The organism is Ruminococcus albus 7 = DSM 20455 (genome assembly GCF_000179635.2).
GTDB lineage: Bacteria > Bacillota > Clostridia > Oscillospirales > Ruminococcaceae > Hominimerdicola > Hominimerdicola alba.
This window is the reverse complement of the sequence record NC_014833.1, coordinates 3,105,678-3,125,776: the sequence shown is the minus strand read 5'-3', so window position 1 is coordinate 3,125,776 and position 20,099 is coordinate 3,105,678. Positions and strand designations below refer to the sequence as shown.

Here is a 20,099-nt window from a genome sequence, read left to right as displayed (position 1 = left end):
CCGCTGACACACCCAATTGATCAGTGTTATATCGGAACTTGAAATACTTGGCGGTTATCCTTCCCTTGTTATATAGCACTTTGTGGTTGTGTGCTAAAGGGATACCATAAAACAAAATATCCCGTGAGAAGCTCTTCTCACGGGATATTTCTGACTGTGTATATGTTTGGGGGATGATCAGCTTATCTGAATAGTGTCTGTACAGCCTCGCATATCTTTGAGGCTATGTAGGGGTTGTTCATAGTGTAAAGGTGTATGCCGTCAACGTCGTTGGCTATAAGGTCAACTATCTGAGATACGGCATAGGCAATGCCCGCATCGCGCATGGCAATTGGATCGTTCTCGTACTTCTGCATTATAGTGAGGAACTTTTTGGGCAGCCTTGCATGGCAGAGTGTTGCCATTCTTGCGATAGTCTTGGGATTGGTCACAGGCATTATACCTGCTTCGATAGGTACATCTATACCTGCTATGGCAGCCTTTTCACGGAATGCATAGAAGTCCTCGTTGTCGAAGAAAAGCTGTGATATAAGCTGTGAACAGCCGGCATCGACCTTTTCTTTCAGGTGTTTTATATCCTCTACGCCCGAAGCAGCTTCGGGGTGAGTTTCGGGATAGCAGGCGCCGATAACATTGAAATCGCCGTTCTCTTTTATAAGCTCGATAAGCTCAGATGCGTATTTGAAATCATCATGGGGCGGTATATTCGGGTTTACATCACCGCGAAGGGCAAGTATGTTCTCGATACCTGCAGCTTTCATCTGCGCCAGTTCAAACAGCACTTTCTCACGTGTGAGATTTATGCAGGCAAGGTGAGCAACAGGCTCAATGGAATGCTTTTCCTTTATCATCTCGCATATACCTATAGTAGCGTTGCTTCCGTTGCCGCCTGCACCGTATGTCACGCTGATGAAATCAGGTTTAAGGTGAGCAAGCTCGTCAACAGTGCTGTATATGCTGTCTATCGGTGTATCGCTCCGCGGAGGGAATACCTCAAAAGATAAAGAAGTTTTATTTTTAAATATCTCACAGGTCTTCATTGTGGATCTGTCCTTTCGTGTAATGTGTACATTCCTATATATATTACCACATTTGTCGCAAATAGTCAAATATAAAATATCACATGGGTGGTATAACCTGAAGCTATACCCGAAAAATCCCCCCCTTTACATTTGCCGGTATATGTGCTATAATCTATCTGTCGGGCTTTTTGCCCAAAGGGATAAGGTGTAATTATTTTATGTTAGGAGAATGGGTATGAACGGAGGTATTTCCAAAAAGATCATCGCAGGGTTCGTCGCTATGGGTGTTGTTATCGCAGGGCTCATAATCGCTCTGGTAGTGACAAATCTTGGAAAGAATGATGATTCCTGGAAAAAGACCGAGCCGAAGAAAAAGTCGGAAATGGTATCTTCTGCAGCTGATGACAGCGAAGAAGATGAAGATTTATCTGATGAAGAGGATGAAGAAGAGGAGGACTCCGAAGCTGAGGAGGACAGCTCTGAAGAGGAAAAAGAGGACGATGTCAAAAAGGAAGGCTATGTTATCAGCTGGTCATCAGGCAACGGCTGGGAAGACGGCGATAAAAAGATGAGCGGCCTTGATATAGGCATCAATAACTATTCTGACAGTGCAGTCAGCGGCTGGACGCTTGAACTGGAGATAGATGACCTGAAGTCCTGCGACGGCTGGAACGGCACATTCAAGGTGGACGGCAACAAGCTTACCATAACCAATGCCGATTATAACGCCGATATCGCAAAGGGAGCTTCTGTTACCTGCGGATGCAACATCGGTACAGGCAGTGCGCTGAATATCAAGTCAGCTAAGCTCAACGGAACTGACTGCACACTTAAAAAGGGCAAGGTCAGCCAGAACAACAATAATAACAATAACAACAATAATAATAACAACGGCGGCAACAACAACGAGAAGAAAGACGTTGATGTGAAGAAGCTGCTGAAGCGTTCCAAAGATGCCAAGCAGGGTGATGACTGGCTGCATACCGACGGCAATAAGATACTCGATGAAAGCGGCAAGCAGGTGTGGCTGACAGGTGTCAACTGGTTCGGTTACAACACAGGCACCAATACCTTTGACGGCCTGTGGAACAGCGAGTTTGAACCTACCATAAAGGCAATAGCAGACCACGGCTTCAACCTTATACGTGTACCTATGTCTGCCGAACTTATAAACCAGTGGGCAGCAGGAGAGTATCCTCAGGCAAACTACAACAACGCTTATAACGAGGAACTCAACTCTATGAACTCTCTGCAGATATTTGACTATTTCCTTAAACTGGCAGAAGAGAACGGCATGAAGGTAATGCCCGATATCCATTCGGCAAATACCGATGCATCGGGTCACAATGCAAATCTGTGGTATACTGACAGGGTCAGCGCCAAGGAATACTATGCTGCACTGGAATGGATGGCAGACCGCTACAAGGACAACGATACGATCATCGCTTTTGACCTGAAGAACGAACCTCACGGCAAACCTGCCGAGGGCGATCAGGCAGCTATATGGAACAACAGCAAGGCTGACAATAACTGGAAGTATGTTGCTGAAACTGCCGCTAAGAAAGTTCTGGCAAAGAACCCCAACGTACTTATAATGGTAGAGGGCATCGAGATATATCCCAAGAACATCAAGAAAAACGGCGACTATAAGTCACAGGATAACGAGGATTACTACTTCAACTGGTGGGGCGGAAACCTCCGCGGCGTAAAGGACTATCCCATAGACCTCGGCAAACACCAGGATAAGCTGGTATATTCTCCACACGACTACGGCCCTACCGTATACGAACAGCCCTGGTTTGAAGGCAGCTATGATTTCAAGAGCCTGAAAAAGGATTGCTGGCAGGATAACTGGCTGTACATCCACGAGAAAAAGACTGCGCCTCTGCTGATAGGTGAGTGGGGCGGATTCATGACCGAGCCTAACATCACCTGGATGACATATATGCGCCAGCTGATAAAGGAGAACCACCTGAACCACACCTTCTGGTGCTTCAATGCAAACTCGGGTGACACAGGCGGACTTGTTCTTGATGACTTCACCACATGGGATGAAGAGAAGTATGATTTCGTAAAGGAAGTACTGTGGCAGGAGGACGGCAAGTTTGTCGGACTTGACCATAAGATCGCACTCGGCAAGAACGGTATTACATTATCAAAGGCAAAAGGTCTTTGATGAACTTAGCGTTCAATAGACGTATATCGGAGCGTATGCATAATTTCGCATACGCTCCTTGTGTTTTGTACAGCCATGGTATCACCTTGCATTTTTGGATATTTAGTGATATAATTATTAAAAAATATGGTTATCCTGCGGATGCAATAAATGTTCCCGGTTATAAGGGCGCACAAAGTGGTGTGCTGAAAGGACAGCCATGTAAAGTAAAGGAGACAGCCATGAATATATTGATAAAAAAGTTCATCAGGTTCTATATGCGGGATCTCCTGACGGTATTCAGAACGGAAGGCCCGGCATTTGCAGAAGCACTGGCAGAGTATAAAGTCAGACACCCCATGACCTCCGCTCCGCCCACGTATATAAGACGGAAAATGGAGGTCATCAGACGAAAAGTAAAAGGCGGTGTATACTATGTCGCCAAAGATAAATATAACAGGAGCGGAAAAACAGTCATGTTCATTCACGGCGGTGGCTTCTTTCTGGAGGCGATGCCGCTGCACTGGAGATTCTGCCAAAGGCTTGCGAGAGATACCGGTTGTACCATAATATTCCCACAGTATCCCATGGTACCCGAATGCGGTGCGAGAGCCTCCCATATAATGCTTATGGAGGTATACAAAGCATTCGCAAAAAGCGGTGATCCCAAAGATCTTACCATTATGGGAGATTCAGCAGGCGGTACCCTTTCGCTTTCGCTTTCCATGCTGGCAAGGGATATGGGTCTGCCGCTTGCAGGCGAGATAGTACTGATATCACCGGGCTTTACTTTTGGTGAGCTTACGGAAAAAGAGCGCAGGAGAGCCGCATATATAAAAAAGCACGATGCCATACTCGGGAATTTCCCCGTTGATAAGATAAGCGAACTGTGGTACAGCGATATCGACAAAAACGATAAAAGGGCAGATGTCAAAAACGGCGATCTCAGCGGACTGCCGCATATCACCATGATATCGGGAACGCATGATATTATGAATATCCCTGCAAGACGCTTTGCCGCCAAGCTGAAAAAAGAGGGGCATAGCCATGAGTATATAGAAAAAAAGGGCGGAGCCCATGACTATGCTCTGCTCAAGAAAAGCAAGTATGAATATGCCCGTATCGTATCTGCTGTAAAGGGCAGTAAAAACTATGATCTGATAGGAAAACAATAAGAAAAAACGACTCGGGAGCCGCCGCTGCCGAGCCGTTTTCATATTATAGGGAAGTTCTCGCTGTTTTTTTACATACATCTCATTATCCAGATATGAGATCTGCGGCATAGCATCGTCGCCTGCCAATGCTCGTACTGCCGTTTCGGCCTATCCCGAAGGCTGCCGTATCACGGTCATCCCTTTGCGGTTTTTATGTAATATCTCTCCGCATATGTAAAGGGGCATCCTCCGGGATATTTTGTTATCTTTCTTTTGCTCTACGGCGTCTTTTTGTTTATTCGCCGCTTGCTGTTGTTTCCTTGGGTTATATTATATATCAAAAGCGGCTTCGGGTCAAGCAACTTTTGCGGGCAGTTGCGCAACAAAAGTTTGCAATTTATTTGATCATCGTCAAAAGGTATATCCTGTACATATTGTCACAGGCTCTTTTTGCCCTTGACGTGTGCTGCGGTCATTGAAAGATCTGTCACTGTAACATGGTCATCACCATTGACATCTGCCCTTGCAGCCGATCCCGTGTCCATAGGTGCGATCCCTTTTATGTGTGCAGCGATAAGAACTATGTCATTTACGTTTACTGTGCCGTCAGCATTCACATCGCCGGCAACAGCATCAGCGCATAAGTGAGGAACTCCTGATCTCACTGCATATTCCTCAGCAGGGGAGCCGTGATAAACATACATCGTAAATCCCTCAGTTAGTTTGCAGCTGCTGCCCTCAGTATAAAAACCCACAGCGTGATCCGCTATCTTTGCATCTTTCGGTATCCTCAGTGTTTTAAGGGATGTGCAATCCGTGAAGCACTTGTAGCGTATCTCCGTCACACTTTCAGGGATAGTCACATCCGAAAGTGACCTGCAGCTGTTGAAGGTGTAATCGGGCAGTACCTCAAGTCCCGATGGCAGCGCCACATCGGTGAGTGCGGTGCATCCGGAGAATACAAGGGGTCCCAAAACGGTGACACTGTCGGGGATATGTACTTTTTCAAGCTTCGTACATCCCCAGAAGCATGAATTGCCTATACTTGTCACACCTGTGGGTATATCCGCGCTGATAAGACCGCGGCAGCCGAAAAATGCATGATCGCCTATATCTTTGATGCTGTCGCTTATGGTCACATGACGGAGGGTATTGTTGAATTCAAAGCAGTAAGGGGCTATGGAAGTAACATCCCTGCCCCTTATGACCGAAGGAAGTACAAGATCAGTGTCTGTGCCCGTATATGATACTATCCTGACTCCGTCCCCGGTGTTTACGCAGCCGAATCCGTCCTCTGTATACTCAGCGGCTTCAGCCGCATCCGCTGAAATGACCGCATCAAAAAAATTAACGTCAGCAGGTGTATAAGCTGTGCCAAACAACATTATAGCCGCCGTGATCCCGTAAATAAGCTTTCTCATGGACTAACTCCTTCCGCTTTGCTGATATGTATATACCGCTGTAAAAAAACGGAGAGCACTTTTGCTCTCCGATACTTTGTGTATATCAATAAATTACTTCACCCTGCTGCTGATCATCGTACTGCTGTTCAGCCTGAGATTCCTCAGCCTGGCTTTCAGGCACTGTCGTAACGGTGGTAGTATCAGTATCCTCCTCGGAAGGCTCAGGCTCCGGCTCAGGCTCGGGAGTTGTCGTGGTAGTGGTAGTAGCGGTCTTTGCCTCCTCCTTCTCCCTTTCCTTTTCTGCTATATCAGCTTCCTTCTTCATCGTGTCCTTGCTGTCACCGATCTTGTTGGTGTATACCAGGAAAGCGTATTCGTCCATCAGTCTTATCTCGCCCGAGAGCATATCTGTCAGCGGGAAACCGTGGAGCTCGAATCTTTTGCCGTCCTCCAGCGTGATCTCAACATTGAAATCACCAAGTGTCATCACATCGCCCGATACCGTGTGCGACCAGTTTAACAGCCTTACCTCGTCTATCTCGAAATCCTCATTTGCAGGGATCAGGTTCTCACTGTATTCCCCGTCACCGTAGTTTATGGCAAAACCGATTATCACGTTCTCAGTGCCGTTTGTCAGCTCTACGGAGTAGTCGGACTTCTTGGCATCCTTTTCGCCTATGTACTTTTTGATCTTTTCTTCATCCTGTTTTTCATCAGGCTTGGATTCTGCTGCAGCCGTAGTGGTCTCAGCCGCGCTGTCCTCCTCAGGGGTGCTCTCGATATCCTCTTCGGCAGTAGTTTCAGCCTTGCTGTCGGTCTTATCCTTATTGTCTGTCTTCTTGCCGCAGGCAGAGACGGAAACTGCCATAACTGCCGCTGCCGCAAGTGCAGCCAGTGCTTTTATATTCATTTTACTTAACCTCCGTATTCTCGTATGGTCTTTACAAACACATATATTATACCACACCATTCAAAAGTGTTTATGAACAAACAGTAAATTCTCCTAACTGTTACCAACCAAAACAGCGGACAGCCGAAACTGCCCACTGTAAGTAACTTAAAATATTATGCTGTCAAATTTTCCTCCCGTGACCTTTACCAGATCCTGAGGGTCAAGGAATATCTGCGAGCCCAGTCTTCCGCCGCTTATGATGATCTCACCGAATTTTTCAGCCGAGCTGTCTACCACAGTGGGGTACTGCTTTTTCATGCCCAGCGGTGTACATCCGCCGCGTATGTAGCCTGTCACCTTGTTGATATCCTTTACGTGTATCAGCTCCACGGATTTTTCACCCACCGACTTTGCCGCCTTTTTCAGATCGAGCTCCTCATCTATGGGTATGGCGAATACATAGTATCCTCCGCTTTTGCCCTGTGCGACCAGTGTCTTGAATGTGCTGTCATGGGGCTGACCCAGCATATCAGCTATGTGTACACCGTCAATGAACTCGTCGCATTCATAGGTGTTCACTTTGTATACTACCTTGTTCCTGTCAAGTATCCGCATAGCGTTCGTCTTGACATCTTTTTCCTTTGCCATTATTCAGAAGCCTCCACTGTATGAGCGATTATCTCAGCACACATATCATACCCGAGTGTGCCGCTGTCCAGACAAAGATCATAGCTGAACTTCGAGCTCCACTGCTTGTTGGTATTTGTGTTGTAGTAATCACCGCGCTTTTTGTCATACTTTTTAATACGGTTCTCCACCTCGTCCTCAGGTATGTTGTGGGGGGCTGCCATAGCCGTCTGCTTGCGCTTGTCAAGGGAAGAATATATGAACACATCAAGTGTCTTTACCTTGTTTTTTAGTATGAAATCCGCACACCTGCCGACTATAACACAAGGTCCCTTTTCCACCAGCTCATATACTACCTGCGTTTCCGCCGCAAATATCTTCTCGGTGATATCCTCACTGCTCTTGAAAAAAGACACCTGCTTTTTCAGAGGGTTGAGCACGCTTTCCTCATACTTTTTTATATCCGCCATAGAGATACCGCTCTTTTCCGCCGCCATCTCGACTATCTCCCTGTCATAGCAGGGTATGCCCAGCTTCTCGGCAACCATCTTTCCTATGGAGCTTCCTCCCGAACAGTAAAGTCTGCCGATAGTAACAACTTTTATCTTACTCATATTTTTCTCTCCTTTCGCCTCGATGATCGTTCATTTAAATTATATAAATTATCTATAAATATTATAAAACTTTATGCGTGATTTGTCAAGTGTATATCAGCAGCATTATTTGCAGTACATTATATTGTACAACGTAAAAAGGCGGTTAATGTTCGTTTTTCCTGCGTGTATTGCCACCTCATACTATTCCCGTTTATACGTCAGCGCCGTATTTGTTGATATATCACATTGACACAGTATAACCCTTATGATATAATCAAGGCATATGAGAATTTCATATATATTATGGTAAAAAACAGGAGGACAAAAGAATGAACAAGATCAAAAGAATACTTTCCGGTGTAACCGCACTGGCTCTGACCTGCGGACTTTCTCTGCCCGCATCTGCCGTGCTGAACAAAGGTGATTCAAGAGCTTACAGAGGCACAGGATATCTTGCAAAATACGAGGTGCTTTCTGCTAAGGACGGTTATACCACTGTTCAGATCACCCTGAAGAACACAAGCAAAAAGACAATAAACAACTGGGCAGTAGGGTTTGAACACGAAGGTAGGATCCTGAGCTTAAAGAACGGCAGGATATTCGATACAAACTACTTGTATAACAGCGGTTATGCATATGGGTACAATGTGATCAGGGACAGCGGCACCAACGGCAAAGTTGCACCGAATGAATGTGTTTCATTCACATTTACCATGACAGACGAGAATGGCTACAATGAACTTCCCGAAAGGCTCAAAGTATACTCAGATGTGGATAAATCAAACACAGTTGACGGTCTGAACAAAGCAGCCAGTGAATGCTACAAAGCTGTTAATGAGATCTTTTGGGCTTACGAATGTGAGGGCCTCAGTTTAGAGGATTGCTTCAAGAACGGGGAATTCACAAAAGCGAATTCAAAAGACGGAATGAAGACAGGCTTCAATTACAAATATACTGCTAAAGGCGACAACGAAGTAAATATCGAAGCATCGAAGTATGCCCGCGGCAATATAAGCGTATATGTAGGCAGAACAACAACTAACGGTGAAGAGCATGCATTTGTTCAGGTAAAGGATAACAAGACAGGCAAGATAGGTCAGTGGCCCCGCCCTACGAATGGCACCGCTGAATGGGGCTCATTTGACCCAAATTCACCCATATACACGAATTATAGTACCGATGATGTTAACCACGCAGCTAAGGAAGCATATAATGCTGTAGCTGAATATCTATGCGATCTGGAAACACAAGGACTTGACTATGAGGGCAGCTTTGAAAACGGCGGTTTCCCGAATGCGCACACTCAGGACGGATTGAAGATAGACTATAATTCATCGTTTACTGAGGGTGAAAGGTACATCAACGATGAGCTGAAATTCATGTATGACGGCATGATAGTCTATGTGGGCAAAACCGGTATCGACGCTTACGGACATCCGGAATTCTTTGTTCAGGCAAAAGATCCCAAGACCGGAAAGATAGGTCAGTATCCTCACCCCACACAGGGCGAAGCAACATGGGGCACATTCGATGAAAATACACCTATTGGCACTAAGCCGTTAACTTCAAGGCAGCTCGACAACAATGCCAAGACTGCGTATAATGTCGTTGCTGAATATATTGCAGATTATGAAACAGAACATGGCTTGAATAGTTTGCAGGAGATTTTTGACAACGGCGAATTTCCGCAGGCGAACACCAAGGAAGGTCTGAAAATAGGTACAAAAGAACTTACTAAAGGCGATGCTGCCATAAACTATGAACTGCTCACAAATGCTTACAAATGTGATGTCAGTGTATATGTGGGCTTGACAACTATCAACGGTGAGGAGTATTTCTTTGTTCAGACAAAGGATAACACTACCGGTAATGTAGGTCAGTATCCCACACCTGATCACAGAGATCTTGAATGGGGCACATATTCAAATGCAGTTCCAAGATTGGTTCACGACCAAAAGTCTCTTAACGGCGATGCTAAGACCGTATACAATGCAGTATCAGAATATTTTGCCGATCTGGAGACCCAAGGATATGACATCGAGGAGTGCTATAAAAACGGCTGTTTTGCAAAGGCAAGCACAATCGAAGGCTTGAAGATAGGTCAGGAAGCTGAGTACACTGATGGCGATAAGGCTATCAATGATGGGTTGAAATACAATGGGCGTGGATATGATGGTCTTACTGTTTATGTTGGCATGGATTTGAGCAGCAAGGACCAGTACGGCGATTATGCATTCTTTGTTCAGGTAAAAGATGCGACGGGCAGAGTAGGTCAGTATCCCGACCCCACAAAAGACTCAGCAACATGGGGTACACATCCTGATTTCTGATAACTTAATAACCTCATACTATTCCCGCTTATACGTCAGCGCCGTATTTGTTGATATATCACATTGGCACAGTATAACCTTTATGATATAATCAGGGCGTATGAGAATACCATATATATGGTAAAAAACAGGAGGACAAAAGAATGAACAAGATCAAAAGAATACTTTCCGGTGTAACCGCACTGGCTCTGTCCTGCGGACTGGCTATCACAGCATCAGCCGAACTCAAAACAGGCGATTATAGGGCTTACAAGGGCGCCGGCTATATGGCAAAGTACGAGGTGCTTTCTGTTAAGGACGGCAAGACCACAGTTAAGGTAACACTTAAAAACACCAGCAAGAAAACAATAAATAACTGGGCAGTAAGGTTGGGTGACTACGGTAAAATTGAAAGCGTAAAGAACGGCAGGCAATTTACTCCTGACTGGTATTCGATCCATGTGATCAAGGACGACGGCACTAATGGTCGTGTTGCCCCGAACCAGTGCGTTTCTTTCAGCTATACAATATCGGATCCGGATAATAAAAATACTATTTCCGGTAGTATAAAGGTCTACTCGGATCTTGACAAATCAAACTCTGTCAAAGACCTGAACAAAACTGCATTTGCCTGCTATAATGGTATTGACCAAATTCTCAATGATTACAAAGCTAAGGGCATCTCATTAGAAGAGTGTTTCAAGAACGGGGTATTTGCGAATTTAAATTCAAAAGACGGTATGAAGACGGGCTTCAATTACAGATACAAATCTGAAGTTGACAGAGAGATGAATGTAGTAGCATCTATGTTTGCACGCGGCAATATCAGCTTATTCGTTGGCAGGACGGAAATTGACGGCGAGGATACTTACTTTGTTCAGGTAAAGGATAACAGGACGGGAAAAGTAGGTCAGTATCCGCGCTGGACAGACGGCACTGCTGAATGGGGCATATTTGACCTGGATGCGCCTGTATATGCGGTTTTCAGCGAATCTCAGCTTGATTTCGCAGTTAAGGAAGCGCTTTATAGTGTGATTGAATATCTTAACGATCCGGAGAACGAAGGCTGTGATTATCATAGCGTTCTTGAAAACGGCGGTTTTCAGGCTATCTCAAAGGAAGGTTTGAAGATAGACATGAAAGCATCTCCCTCCAAGCTTGATAAGTTCATCAACGATAGACTGAAATTCAATTATGAGGGTATCGTTGTATATGTTGGATTAAATGAAGACGGTGACGGCATTTATGTGAAGGCAGAAAGCCCCGACGGTCAGACTGTAGTTCAGTACGCTCAGGATAATACACGCACAAAAGTAAGGACAGTCGGAGGTAACGCCAAAACTGTCATTCAGTACCCGCAGGATAACGATTGATCATAGTTACCCGTATAATACAAATATCAAGGAGCGTATGCAAATGCCTGCATACGCTCTTTTTTGACATGTCAGAAAAATCATATATGTATCAAAAACGTGCTGTTTTGTCCATATATGCGACACATTTTAAGATGCGTTGATAGCGCGTATGTGCTGAATTATTAACATTTCAAGATAATACCCCGTCTGTCATTTTATGTTCTGATTTTTCCATTTTTACAAAATGCATAATTCGTCTGAAAAAAATAATCGTTTACGGAGAATTTGTGCATTTTGACGGCAGGCGACTATTGTCAACTAAAACGTTTTCTGGACTTTACGAAAACTGTATGAATAAACTATCAAACAATTAGAATTAACTTAAATTATAAAGCATATTACACAAAATTTCGCACTTCTTCATCTTGTAAAGTGTTGTCATAATGTCATGGGACAGTGGGTTAAATTTGTGCAATCATACGAAGTTTTACTGTATTTTCTTAATTGGTAGCATATCCTATTGACAATTTGTTGGTCAAGGTATACAATAATACTCACGAAAGGGTCTGTTTCTGTTTTTTTGGAAGCGTCAGACAGACTAAATGAAAGGTGGTTTGAAGATATGACATTTGAAGCCATTTACAATATTGCGCTCGAGGTCGCTAATGCCCGTTCACAGAGTGGGGAGGTCATAGCACCCGACGAAACTATATGTGTTATCTTTTCAAGGACCGGCAGGGTGTATAACGGCGTCAGCCGTAAAGAAATGATGAACGGCGCACCCGTGAGTGTCCATGCTGAGATCGAGGCTATGCGCAATATGCAGACATACGGTAACGAAACGGCTGTAGATTCGATGGTCCTCATAGATACTGTTAACCGCAGTCCCATGCTCCCTTGCTCGGGCTGCCTGAATTACATAGTATCCATGAATCCTGAAAATTCCATGGGATGTATCGTAATGCCTGACAGAATGATCCCGCTGTCCGAAATGACAGGCGGCTATGTGAACAATTCGGCTTTCAGCGGTATGCCGAACGGTATGCCTGCAGCCGCACCTGTGCAGTCGGGATATGTGTCCATGCAGTACGGCGGAACACCGGTACAATCAATGCCCTACGGTTCGGAAGCACCGGTACCCTCATCACCGTTGACTTCTGTGACTTCGTCGTATTATGAGGGCGGCGGAGGCGGTTCATCAAAGAATGATCTGTTGAAGAACCGTGTCAGCAAGCTGATGAGCGTAGCGGAGAATGACGATGAAGAAGATGAGGAATTCCTTGAAGAGCTCAACGTCAAAAAGAAGAAAGGTCTGTTCGGTCTGTTTGGTTAGTAAGCATTCCGGATAATATAAAGACTTATTATTAATCGGGGCTGTATGTACCCGAGAAGAGAAAGGGTAGTTAGAATATGGCAAAAGCTAAGAAGAAGGAAAAGAAAAAATTCAAGATATCATTGAACCTGGTGCTTATCATACAGCTGATAGTAATGCTCGGCATATCTCTCTTCACTACGAATACCGTAAGTAACAGGACGAGGGATAGTTCGGATGCTCACATGGAGATGACAACAACAGAGCGTTCGCAGGTTATAAAGAACTACGTTGAAATGTCTGAGCATCAGCTGACTGACTTTTCAAAGGCAAGACAGGTGACTGACCTGCTCAACAAGATCTATAACCGCGATAATCACCTCAGTGATGATGATCTGCCTGCAGGCGTTAAGGATGCTACTGTTGAGGAACTCACTGGGTTGGCACAGGCTTACACAGGTCTGTTTGCAGGTGATATACCTACAGCAGAGAGTGTGTGGATAGGTACATGGGATACTCACATACTTACACACAACAGTTCGGAAGAGTCGATAGGTATGCAGCTCGAAGAAGATCCCAATGAACTTGAACAGCTCCACCAAAAACTTCTTTCAAAAAAGGGCGTTGTTAATAACGGTATAATCGCATCGCGCTCGACCGGTACTCAGATAATCTCGATGTGCAGGGCTATATACAACAAGAACGGTAAGGCTATCGGTATGGTTGGTATGGGTATCAAGACTGACGGTCTGATAAACACTCTGGATAAAATCTCAGGTGCAAACAAGAACCTTAACGATCCAAAGGTAAAGGCTAAGTTTGACAGATCCGACCTCAGAAATGCGACCTACTATATGCTCGATACAGAAAACGCTACGTATCTGTTCACAGCTGATAAGGAGAAGGTTAACGCCGAGGTAGATATACCTGAACTGAAAGAGCTTTGTGAAAAGTTTAAAGGCAGCAGAGGCAACGACAATGAAGGCGAATATGAAGGTAAGATCGAGTACAAGGTAAACGGCAAGGAGTATGTTTCTTCTTACGTTTTTATGGGCGATTATCAGTGGCTGTTCCTCGTTAACGCTCCCACAGATGACGTTTACGCTCTGACAAACGGCATGAGAATGTACCTTATCATATTCGGTTTCATCCTCCTCATCCTGACAGTAGTATTCTTCTTCATCAATAAGAGACAGGAAAAGATCAACCAGAAACTGGTATCTACCATCGCAAAGAACTCTCAGACAAGACAGTCACTGAACACCGCGATGTTCAAGGACGTGCTTACAAATGCAAACAACCGTGTATCCTTCGCTATGGATATGGAAAGTGCTGACGTAAGCGAGCAGAAGCCTTGCTACTTCATGATGTTCAATATACTCGGATTCAGTGAGATCAATACCAGATTCGGTAACGATGCAGGTGACCAGCTGCTGGTACGTACTGTTGATACCCTGAAGGATATCTTCCCTGGAAGAGCTATCTATCGTACAGGTTCAGATGAATTCGTAGTAATGATACCTTCCGAGGGTGGACAGCCTGCTCCCGATCAGATAATGAATGACGTTAATACCGCATTCAGACAGCTGATGGTACCCGAGAAGATAGACAATCTTGGTGCTATATATCCTAAGTATAAGATCGCTGTCATCAGAAGAAGCGGTCCCGCAGATACTTCCGTAGTTGCGGCACTGAAGGATATGACTAACAGAAAGGGCGAAGCTACATACGGTATGATAGATTACCGCGAGATGTGATAAGTCATAATGTAAAGTCCCGGGACCTCTTTCGCAAAAGCGGAAGAGGTCCTTTGTATATAAAAAAGGAGGGTATAGCCTATGATAGATAAGCTGACCGTAAACGAACACAGCAGCATACGCATCGGGTCAGATAAGGTGATATATTTTGATCCTTTCCACCTTGCTTCTGCAGATCACGATGCTGATATAATATTCATCACCCATGACCACTACGATCATTTTTCACCTGAGGATATAGAAAAGTGCTCCAACAGCAGTACACGTTTCGTTGTACCACATACAATGATGAAGGCATTTGCCAAAGCGGGTATCGGTGAGGACAGGACTACCTTCATGCATCCGGGCTACAGCGCTGAGGTCTGCGGTATCCCCATAGATGCCATAGCAGCCTATAATCTGCTGAAGCCATTCCATCCAAAGAAAAACGGCTGGCTTGGGTATGTGGTCACCGTTGAGGGCAAGCGGGTGTATGTGTGCGGCGATACGGATAATACTCCTGAGGCAAAGGCTGTAAGGTGTGATATAATATGTGTTCCCATAGGCGGCACTTATACTATCGGTGCAAAACAGGCAGCCGAACTTGTGAATACTGTCAAGCCTGCCATAGCGGTCCCGATACATTACGGCAGTCTGGTAGGCAGACCCTCTGATGCGGATACTTTTGCATCGTGCGTAGCACCCCCTGTGCAGGTGGTCATAAAACTCTGAAAAGCACATTATTACCTGTAATAAATATCGGTGGACAGCCGTACCAATGTATGACTGTCCACCGATATCTTTTTATGAGCGCCTGTCATAATGTCTTTTTGGCGAGAGAGCGCTTTATCTTCATCCTGTCAAGGGCTGTGCCTGCGGTTATGAATATCGCAGCGCCTATACCTGTCTGTACGCAGTATGCAGGTATCTGGGCGAAAGCCGCTGCAAAAGCGGTCTTTGATATACCGCCCGACATGAATATGCCCTGATACAGGCTGTAGCCCACAGCACACAGTACCAGCGCAGGTATAAGAGCCAGTATGTTACGCTTGTTTATGATAGTATCCTTTTTTGAGGTAAAGCAAAGGGCTGCCAATGCCTTTATCACCAGCGTTGCAGGCAGCCATACCACGAATCCGCCCAGCCCGTCTGCAAGCCCAGCGCCTATCGCCGCCGCAGCTGCCGCGTATGGTGCAGGAAGTATACAAGCAGCCAGGAATACTGCGCTGTCACCTGCGTGAGTATATCCTGCGCCCGTAGGTACTTTCACGAATGCTGTCAGCAGATATATCATGGCAGCAAAAACACCTGCCAGTGTCAGGTATATAAGTCTGCCTCTGTCTGTCCTTCGGTTTTCTGCCCTGTTTGTGATCGTCATTTTCACCACTCCTTTTCTGAAAATTATCATATCATAACGGTAGGAAAAATGCAAATCCTCAAAAAACAAAAACTCCTGCATACCTTTTTTGCATATTGCACTAAAGGTATGCAGGAACATACTTTCATTAAGTTGTTTGCGCACAAAGAATATATCCGCGGTTTTCGTGGCATTTGACCTCATTGACAAACTGCACAGCCAAAGTCATTTTAACTGCGCTTTCTTATGTACATAAGGTAGAATCATTCCGAAAGCCCCGAAACGAAGCTTTCCACCAGCGCCCCGAATCTTTCGCCTGCCGCATCGGCAGCTTCCTTTACTTCCTCGTGTGAGAGGGGCACTTCTGATATCCCTGCAGCCATATTGGTTATCAGCGATATTCCGCATACACGCACACCCATGTGACGTGCCGCGATAGCTTCCACTGCAGTTGACATACCCACAGCATCAGCACCCAGGAATGACAGCATCTTTATCTCCGCAGGTGTTTCGTAGGAAGGTCCCGTCAGCTGACAGTACACTCCCTCTTTAAGCTCTGTGCCGAGTTTTTCCGCGCAAGCCTTTATCCTGCCGCTGAGTGCGCTGTCGTATACCTCGCTCATATCAGGGAACCTTGTTCCCAGGCCGCTGAAGTTTCTGCCTATCAGCGGATTAGGAACAAATGCAGAGATATGGTCTGTTATCAGCATCAGGTCACCTGCCTTGAAGGACTTGTTGACACCGCCTGCCGCGTTGGTCAGCAGCAGGGTCTTTATGCCCATAAGCCCCATTACCCTTGCAGGCATGACCACCTCCTCCATAGGATAGCCCTCGTAATGGTGTACACGTCCCTGCATTATCACCACAGGGGTATCACCGACTTTGCCGAACAGAAAACAGCCCTTGTGCCCCTCAACAGTTGAGCGTGGGAATCCTGGGATATCTTCATAGGGTATCTCAGATATTATCTCAGCCCTCTCCGCGAAGTTTCCAAGCCCCGAGCCAAGCACTATACCCACCTCGGGGGTCATACCTGCCCTTGCGCTGATATACTCAACGGCTTTTTCAAGCCTTTCAGGGATGTCACTCATATTCAGTCCTCCTTATCGGATTTTGTATTATCGTCTTTCATAGCCATTATCTCAGCCAGTATATCCGCCGAGCTCGCCTGCTTCAGGTGCTGTTTGTGCCGCCTGAACAGCCTTATCACGGCAAACACGATCCCTGCCGCAACAGCGATGGATATCACCATCACAGCATCAGCCAGAACGCTTGCGCTTATCTTGCCCTCTTTTACGCCTTTGGTAAGTGCCGCAGTAACTGTCATCGTAAGTATGAATACCAGCAGTACTATCAGCATGATGCATAGTTGTCTGAAATTTTTCATATTACTGTTACCGCCTTATCTTATAATATTATCCAGACCGTTGGTATCAACGATATAGTTGGAGTAATCCACACGGTTCGCCACTATCGTAAGCTTTGCATCGAACAGATACGGCGTAGGGTCTGTAGCAAATGGCTGTGTGCTGAACACGAATTTCCTTCCCGTTTCGGGTGAGGTATAGAAACAGTCTATAACGTAGCCGTTCTTGTAGCTGTCATACCTGACCTCCAGCTTTTCGGGCGAAAGGCGGACATTGTCGTTGGCAAGTCTTAGTCTTTCCCTTGCTTCAAATCTCGGCAGTATGAAAAGCTTTATGATAGTTACGCTTATGCCCATGAATAAACCGCATATAACTGCCACCGCGATGCCCAGTGTTGCAAACAGCCCGAAGAATACGGCTATTATCGCGACAATAACTGTAATTATAAAAATCATGATATCTCCTCCCGTTATAACAATTGAGCCTCCCGCAAGGCTTGACCTTACGACGGGAGGCTCTTTTGCTTATCATATGATCTCTTTCTCGCTTTACGGGGGATCTCCCCGTCCTCTCCGGTTTTACAAGCGCGGTCCTGAAAGCTTATTTATAGCTCTCGGATATTTCTTCCAGATATTCCTTAGCCTGCTCGATGACGTTATCGGGCGCAAGTATCTTGGCCTTCTTTCCGAACTGGAAGAACCAGCCCCAGAAAGTAGGCGCGATCTGTACATCTGCTGTCAGGCAGAATGTGCTGTCGGAATTTCTGTGTGGGTGACAGTTCATGCCGAATTTGTCGATAACAACATTAGCCAGCGAATTATCGAACTGCATGGTAACGCTCTCCAGTTTGCCGCCGAACATACCGTAAAGCGACTGCAGATTGCTTACCTCAGCTCTCTCGTCATCACTGAGCCTTCTGATGTTTTCTTCGGTCACATCGACGTTTATCATTCTGTCAACTCTGTAGCGGCAGATCTTCTCGTGCTTGTTGCACCAGCATACGAGGTAGTAATTCTCGTTCTCCCACACCAGCGAATAGGGGGATACAGTGTAGAAATCTCCGCCGTGTTTGAGTATCTGCTTTTTATCGGGGTTGAACTCGGTGTACCTGAAGCGTATCACCTTCTCATCGAAAATACCCTCCTGTATCTTGTTTACGGAGTAGTATATCTGCTCGTTGAAGTTCTTTGCGCGGTTATCTACGTGTATCTGTCTGCGCAGCTGCTTGCCCTTGTATTCACTGGTAAGCGACTGCAGCTTCTTGATAAGCTCCTGCGACTTCTTCTTTGTGAGAAATCTGCTTGAAGCGATCGCATCAGCCAGCACAAAAAGCTCCTCCTGCTGGAAGGTCCTTTCGCCCAGATAGTAAGCGTTGGAGTGTCCGTCCTTGACGGTCACGATGTCCATACCGCTGTCACAGAGCGTCTTGATATCATCATAAATGGTCTTACGCTCTGCCTTGATGCCTATATCTCCGAGTATCTCGATGAGCTTGGCACCGGTAAATGAATGATTCTCGTCTGTCTTAGCCTCGAACAGCTTCTTCATCGTAAGAAGCTTCTGCTTCTGTCTTGACTGTACTGCCACTTTATTTATCCTCCCCGCTCCGCTTCATATCCTTAACCTTGACCATGGAACCGTCGGGCTCCTTTATCACGGTATGCTCCAGAGTATCGGTGAAATTCGCCGTTACACTTCGCCTGTATTCCATCCTCAGTGCCTCACGCTCGGACTTCTCCTCGTCGGTCAGCTCCCTCTGTCTGGAAATTGCTGTCAGCTCAGATATTCTGTCAAGCTTTTTTTTCTCCATAGATCTTTACACTGCTCCTTTGCCGCTGTGACTCGTCTGTAACTTTTGTAATCTCTTTGTAACCAAACTGAGCGCAAGCGACCCATTATGATAGGTGCATTCGGGCTTACACAATACCCGACCTCCGCGTGGGCTTACACAGTACCCTCACGGAGCATTCACTGCCCGGATCATAATATCACACATCTGTTTCCGATTTATTTATGTCTTTTGGTTTTGATATGTCCGATAAAATTCCCCGAACCGTTATTGCAAGACCTATTATAGCATACCTTTCGACAAAAATCAAGCACAAATTGCACAAACAGTCCGATATTTTTCACTCAATTTGCCCAAAATTTTTTAAAATTGCGTTCACTATTGACTTTGACCACAATATATGGTATACTAAAAATAAGAACAAATGTTTGGATTTGAAAATTTACATTTTGGTTACAATTCTCTTTCAGAGAAAAAACAGGAGGTTTCAGCTATCTTGACCAAAAAAAGACTCTCGTATGATACCGGTGCTGAGTACCTGTCGGAGGGTGTAAGCTTTGAGGAGGAAATGTTCCGTGATAAAGAAAATACCCCCTCCGATGACCGTCGCAGGTATCAGAAAGCACTGTACGCTCTGCTTGAAAACAATTTGACGAAAAAGCAAAAATGTTATATAATATTATACTACAGGGATAAGCTCACTGTCAGTGAGATAGCCGAAAAATTCGGCATTGACAAGTCTACCGTATCAAGGACGATCACTCGCGGCAGGCAGCGCATAGTCGGCAGTGCAGGCAGGTCTGCCATGAGCCGGCTTTTTTCCAAAAAATGACTGTCTGTAAAATTACCCGCATTTCGGGATGCCTGTTTGCTTGTCCGTTTTTTGTGCCACTATTGATATCTGCCTATCCGAAATTGCGGTCACCCTCTTGTGACGGTACTGTTTTTGGGTCAGGCAGGGTGTACACTTTTTTGAACGTCCCTTTATATAAGGTATATTTTACGGACGGGGGAACTTATGGTGC

The 20,099-nt window shown here is 45.5% G+C and carries 19 protein-coding genes; 8 read left to right on the top strand and 11 right to left on the bottom strand.

Features of this window, described 5'->3' with window-relative positions; genetic code table 11:
* Positions 1-182 precede the first annotated feature (182 nt).
* Positions 183-1,040, bottom strand: coding sequence for a methylenetetrahydrofolate reductase [NAD(P)H] (metF, locus tag RUMAL_RS14125; RefSeq protein WP_013499362.1), 858 nt, complete (start codon positions 1,038-1,040; stop codon positions 183-185).
* A 217-nt stretch (positions 1,041-1,257) separates the two neighbouring features.
* Between metF and RUMAL_RS14120 the strand changes: the two genes are divergently transcribed.
* Positions 1,258-3,198, top strand: a complete 1,941-nt coding sequence (locus RUMAL_RS14120) for a cellulase family glycosylhydrolase (protein WP_013499361.1) — start codon at positions 1,258-1,260, stop codon at positions 3,196-3,198.
* 221 nt (positions 3,199-3,419) lie between these two features.
* Positions 3,420-4,352, top strand: a complete 933-nt coding sequence (locus RUMAL_RS14115; protein ID WP_037304040.1) for an alpha/beta hydrolase fold domain-containing protein — start codon at positions 3,420-3,422, stop codon at positions 4,350-4,352.
* 416 nt (positions 4,353-4,768) lie between these two features.
* On the opposite strand, the gene RUMAL_RS14110 is transcribed toward RUMAL_RS14115, so the two are convergent.
* From RUMAL_RS14110 to RUMAL_RS14095, 4 genes are all read right to left on the bottom strand, one after another.
* The gene (locus tag RUMAL_RS14110; protein ID WP_013499359.1) at positions 4,769-5,752 is read right to left on the bottom strand and encodes a leucine-rich repeat protein; all 984 of its coding nucleotides are present in this window, start codon (positions 5,750-5,752) and stop codon (positions 4,769-4,771) included.
* 85 nt (positions 5,753-5,837) lie between these two features.
* A complete protein-coding gene (locus tag RUMAL_RS14105; protein WP_013499358.1) occupies positions 5,838-6,644 on the bottom strand; it encodes a hypothetical protein in 807 nt (268 codons plus the stop codon).
* Positions 6,645-6,791: 147 nt separating this feature from the next.
* Positions 6,792-7,274, bottom strand: coding sequence for a Cys-tRNA(Pro) deacylase (gene ybaK / locus RUMAL_RS14100; protein ID WP_013499357.1), 483 nt, complete (start codon positions 7,272-7,274; stop codon positions 6,792-6,794).
* A complete protein-coding gene (locus tag RUMAL_RS14095; protein WP_013499356.1) occupies positions 7,274-7,867 on the bottom strand; it encodes a cytidylate kinase-like family protein in 594 nt (197 codons plus the stop codon). Before RUMAL_RS14095 ends, ybaK begins: the two co-directional genes overlap by 1 nt.
* A gap of 311 nt (positions 7,868-8,178) precedes the next feature.
* Between RUMAL_RS14095 and RUMAL_RS14090 the strand changes: the two genes are divergently transcribed.
* The 5 genes from RUMAL_RS14090 (at position 8,179) to RUMAL_RS14070 (ending at position 15,293) form a co-directional block, all read left to right on the top strand.
* Positions 8,179-10,179: a hypothetical protein gene (locus RUMAL_RS14090; protein WP_013499355.1), complete on the top strand. Its 2,001-nt coding sequence runs from the start codon at positions 8,179-8,181 to the stop codon at positions 10,177-10,179.
* Positions 10,180-10,322: 143 nt separating this feature from the next.
* Positions 10,323-11,531, top strand: coding sequence for a hypothetical protein (locus RUMAL_RS14085; protein WP_013499354.1), 1,209 nt, complete (start codon positions 10,323-10,325; stop codon positions 11,529-11,531).
* A 604-nt stretch (positions 11,532-12,135) separates the two neighbouring features.
* Positions 12,136-12,846 (top strand): hypothetical protein, encoded by a 711-nt coding sequence (locus tag RUMAL_RS14080; protein ID WP_013499353.1) that lies wholly within the window; start codon positions 12,136-12,138, stop codon positions 12,844-12,846.
* Between the two features lie 77 nt (positions 12,847-12,923).
* Positions 12,924-14,582: a sensor domain-containing diguanylate cyclase gene (locus RUMAL_RS14075; protein WP_013499352.1), complete on the top strand. Its 1,659-nt coding sequence runs from the start codon at positions 12,924-12,926 to the stop codon at positions 14,580-14,582.
* Between the two features lie 81 nt (positions 14,583-14,663).
* Positions 14,664-15,293 (top strand): MBL fold metallo-hydrolase, encoded by a 630-nt coding sequence (locus RUMAL_RS14070; protein ID WP_013499351.1) that lies wholly within the window; start codon positions 14,664-14,666, stop codon positions 15,291-15,293.
* 85 nt (positions 15,294-15,378) lie between these two features.
* Here the strand turns inward: RUMAL_RS14070 and RUMAL_RS14065 are convergent, their stop codons facing one another.
* From RUMAL_RS14065 to RUMAL_RS14040, 6 genes are all read right to left on the bottom strand, one after another.
* The gene (locus RUMAL_RS14065; RefSeq protein WP_013499350.1) at positions 15,379-15,939 is read right to left on the bottom strand and encodes a TIGR04002 family protein; all 561 of its coding nucleotides are present in this window, start codon (positions 15,937-15,939) and stop codon (positions 15,379-15,381) included.
* Between the two features lie 242 nt (positions 15,940-16,181).
* Positions 16,182-17,009 carry a purine-nucleoside phosphorylase gene (locus tag RUMAL_RS14060; RefSeq protein WP_013499349.1) on the bottom strand — a complete coding sequence of 276 codons (828 nt, stop codon included), beginning with the start codon at positions 17,007-17,009 and terminating at the stop codon, positions 16,182-16,184.
* A 2-nt stretch (positions 17,010-17,011) separates the two neighbouring features.
* On the bottom strand, positions 17,012-17,305 hold the full coding sequence (locus tag RUMAL_RS14055) for a hypothetical protein (RefSeq protein ID WP_013499348.1): 294 nt from the start codon (positions 17,303-17,305) through the stop codon (positions 17,012-17,014).
* 15 nt (positions 17,306-17,320) lie between these two features.
* Positions 17,321-17,740 carry a hypothetical protein gene (locus RUMAL_RS14050; RefSeq protein ID WP_013499347.1) on the bottom strand — a complete coding sequence of 140 codons (420 nt, stop codon included), beginning with the start codon at positions 17,738-17,740 and terminating at the stop codon, positions 17,321-17,323.
* Between the two features lie 145 nt (positions 17,741-17,885).
* Positions 17,886-18,872, bottom strand: coding sequence for a helix-turn-helix transcriptional regulator (locus RUMAL_RS14045; RefSeq protein WP_013499346.1), 987 nt, complete (start codon positions 18,870-18,872; stop codon positions 17,886-17,888).
* Between the two features lies 1 nt (position 18,873).
* Positions 18,874-19,095 (bottom strand): DUF896 domain-containing protein, encoded by a 222-nt coding sequence (locus tag RUMAL_RS14040; protein ID WP_013499345.1) that lies wholly within the window; start codon positions 19,093-19,095, stop codon positions 18,874-18,876.
* 475 nt (positions 19,096-19,570) lie between these two features.
* On the opposite strand from RUMAL_RS14040, the gene RUMAL_RS14035 reads away from it, so the two are divergent.
* The gene (locus tag RUMAL_RS14035) at positions 19,571-19,906 is read left to right on the top strand and encodes a sigma factor-like helix-turn-helix DNA-binding protein (RefSeq protein ID WP_013499344.1); all 336 of its coding nucleotides are present in this window, start codon (positions 19,571-19,573) and stop codon (positions 19,904-19,906) included.
* Positions 19,907-20,099 lie beyond the last annotated feature (193 nt).

Bases quoted from the DNA above. Each gene is read 5' to 3' on its own strand.
- RUMAL_RS14075 (WP_013499352.1), top strand. From the start codon at position 12,924: ATGGCAAAAGCTAAGAAGAAGGAAAAGAAAAAATTCAAGATATCATTG.
- RUMAL_RS14060 (WP_013499349.1), bottom strand. From the start codon at position 17,009: ATGAGTGACATCCCTGAAAGGCTTGAAAAAGCCGTTGAGTATATCAGC.
- RUMAL_RS14110 (WP_013499359.1), bottom strand. From the start codon at position 5,752: ATGAGAAAGCTTATTTACGGGATCACGGCGGCTATAATGTTGTTTGGC.
- RUMAL_RS14070 (WP_013499351.1), top strand. From the start codon at position 14,664: ATGATAGATAAGCTGACCGTAAACGAACACAGCAGCATACGCATCGGG.
- RUMAL_RS14040 (WP_013499345.1), bottom strand. From the start codon at position 19,095: ATGGAGAAAAAAAAGCTTGACAGAATATCTGAGCTGACAGCAATTTCC.
- metF (WP_013499362.1), bottom strand. From the start codon at position 1,040: ATGAAGACCTGTGAGATATTTAAAAATAAAACTTCTTTATCTTTTGAG.
- RUMAL_RS14065 (WP_013499350.1), bottom strand. From the start codon at position 15,939: ATGACGATCACAAACAGGGCAGAAAACCGAAGGACAGACAGAGGCAGA.
- RUMAL_RS14050 (WP_013499347.1), bottom strand. From the start codon at position 17,740: ATGATTTTTATAATTACAGTTATTGTCGCGATAATAGCCGTATTCTTC.
- RUMAL_RS14120 (WP_013499361.1), top strand. From the start codon at position 1,258: ATGAACGGAGGTATTTCCAAAAAGATCATCGCAGGGTTCGTCGCTATG.
- RUMAL_RS14080 (WP_013499353.1), top strand. From the start codon at position 12,136: ATGACATTTGAAGCCATTTACAATATTGCGCTCGAGGTCGCTAATGCC.
- RUMAL_RS14115 (WP_037304040.1), top strand. From the start codon at position 3,420: ATGAATATATTGATAAAAAAGTTCATCAGGTTCTATATGCGGGATCTC.
- RUMAL_RS14090 (WP_013499355.1), top strand. From the start codon at position 8,179: ATGAACAAGATCAAAAGAATACTTTCCGGTGTAACCGCACTGGCTCTG.
- RUMAL_RS14055 (WP_013499348.1), bottom strand. From the start codon at position 17,305: ATGAAAAATTTCAGACAACTATGCATCATGCTGATAGTACTGCTGGTA.
- ybaK (WP_013499357.1), bottom strand. From the start codon at position 7,274: ATGGCAAAGGAAAAAGATGTCAAGACGAACGCTATGCGGATACTTGAC.
- RUMAL_RS14095 (WP_013499356.1), bottom strand. From the start codon at position 7,867: ATGAGTAAGATAAAAGTTGTTACTATCGGCAGACTTTACTGTTCGGGA.
- RUMAL_RS14105 (WP_013499358.1), bottom strand. From the start codon at position 6,644: ATGAATATAAAAGCACTGGCTGCACTTGCGGCAGCGGCAGTTATGGCA.
- RUMAL_RS14085 (WP_013499354.1), top strand. From the start codon at position 10,323: ATGAACAAGATCAAAAGAATACTTTCCGGTGTAACCGCACTGGCTCTG.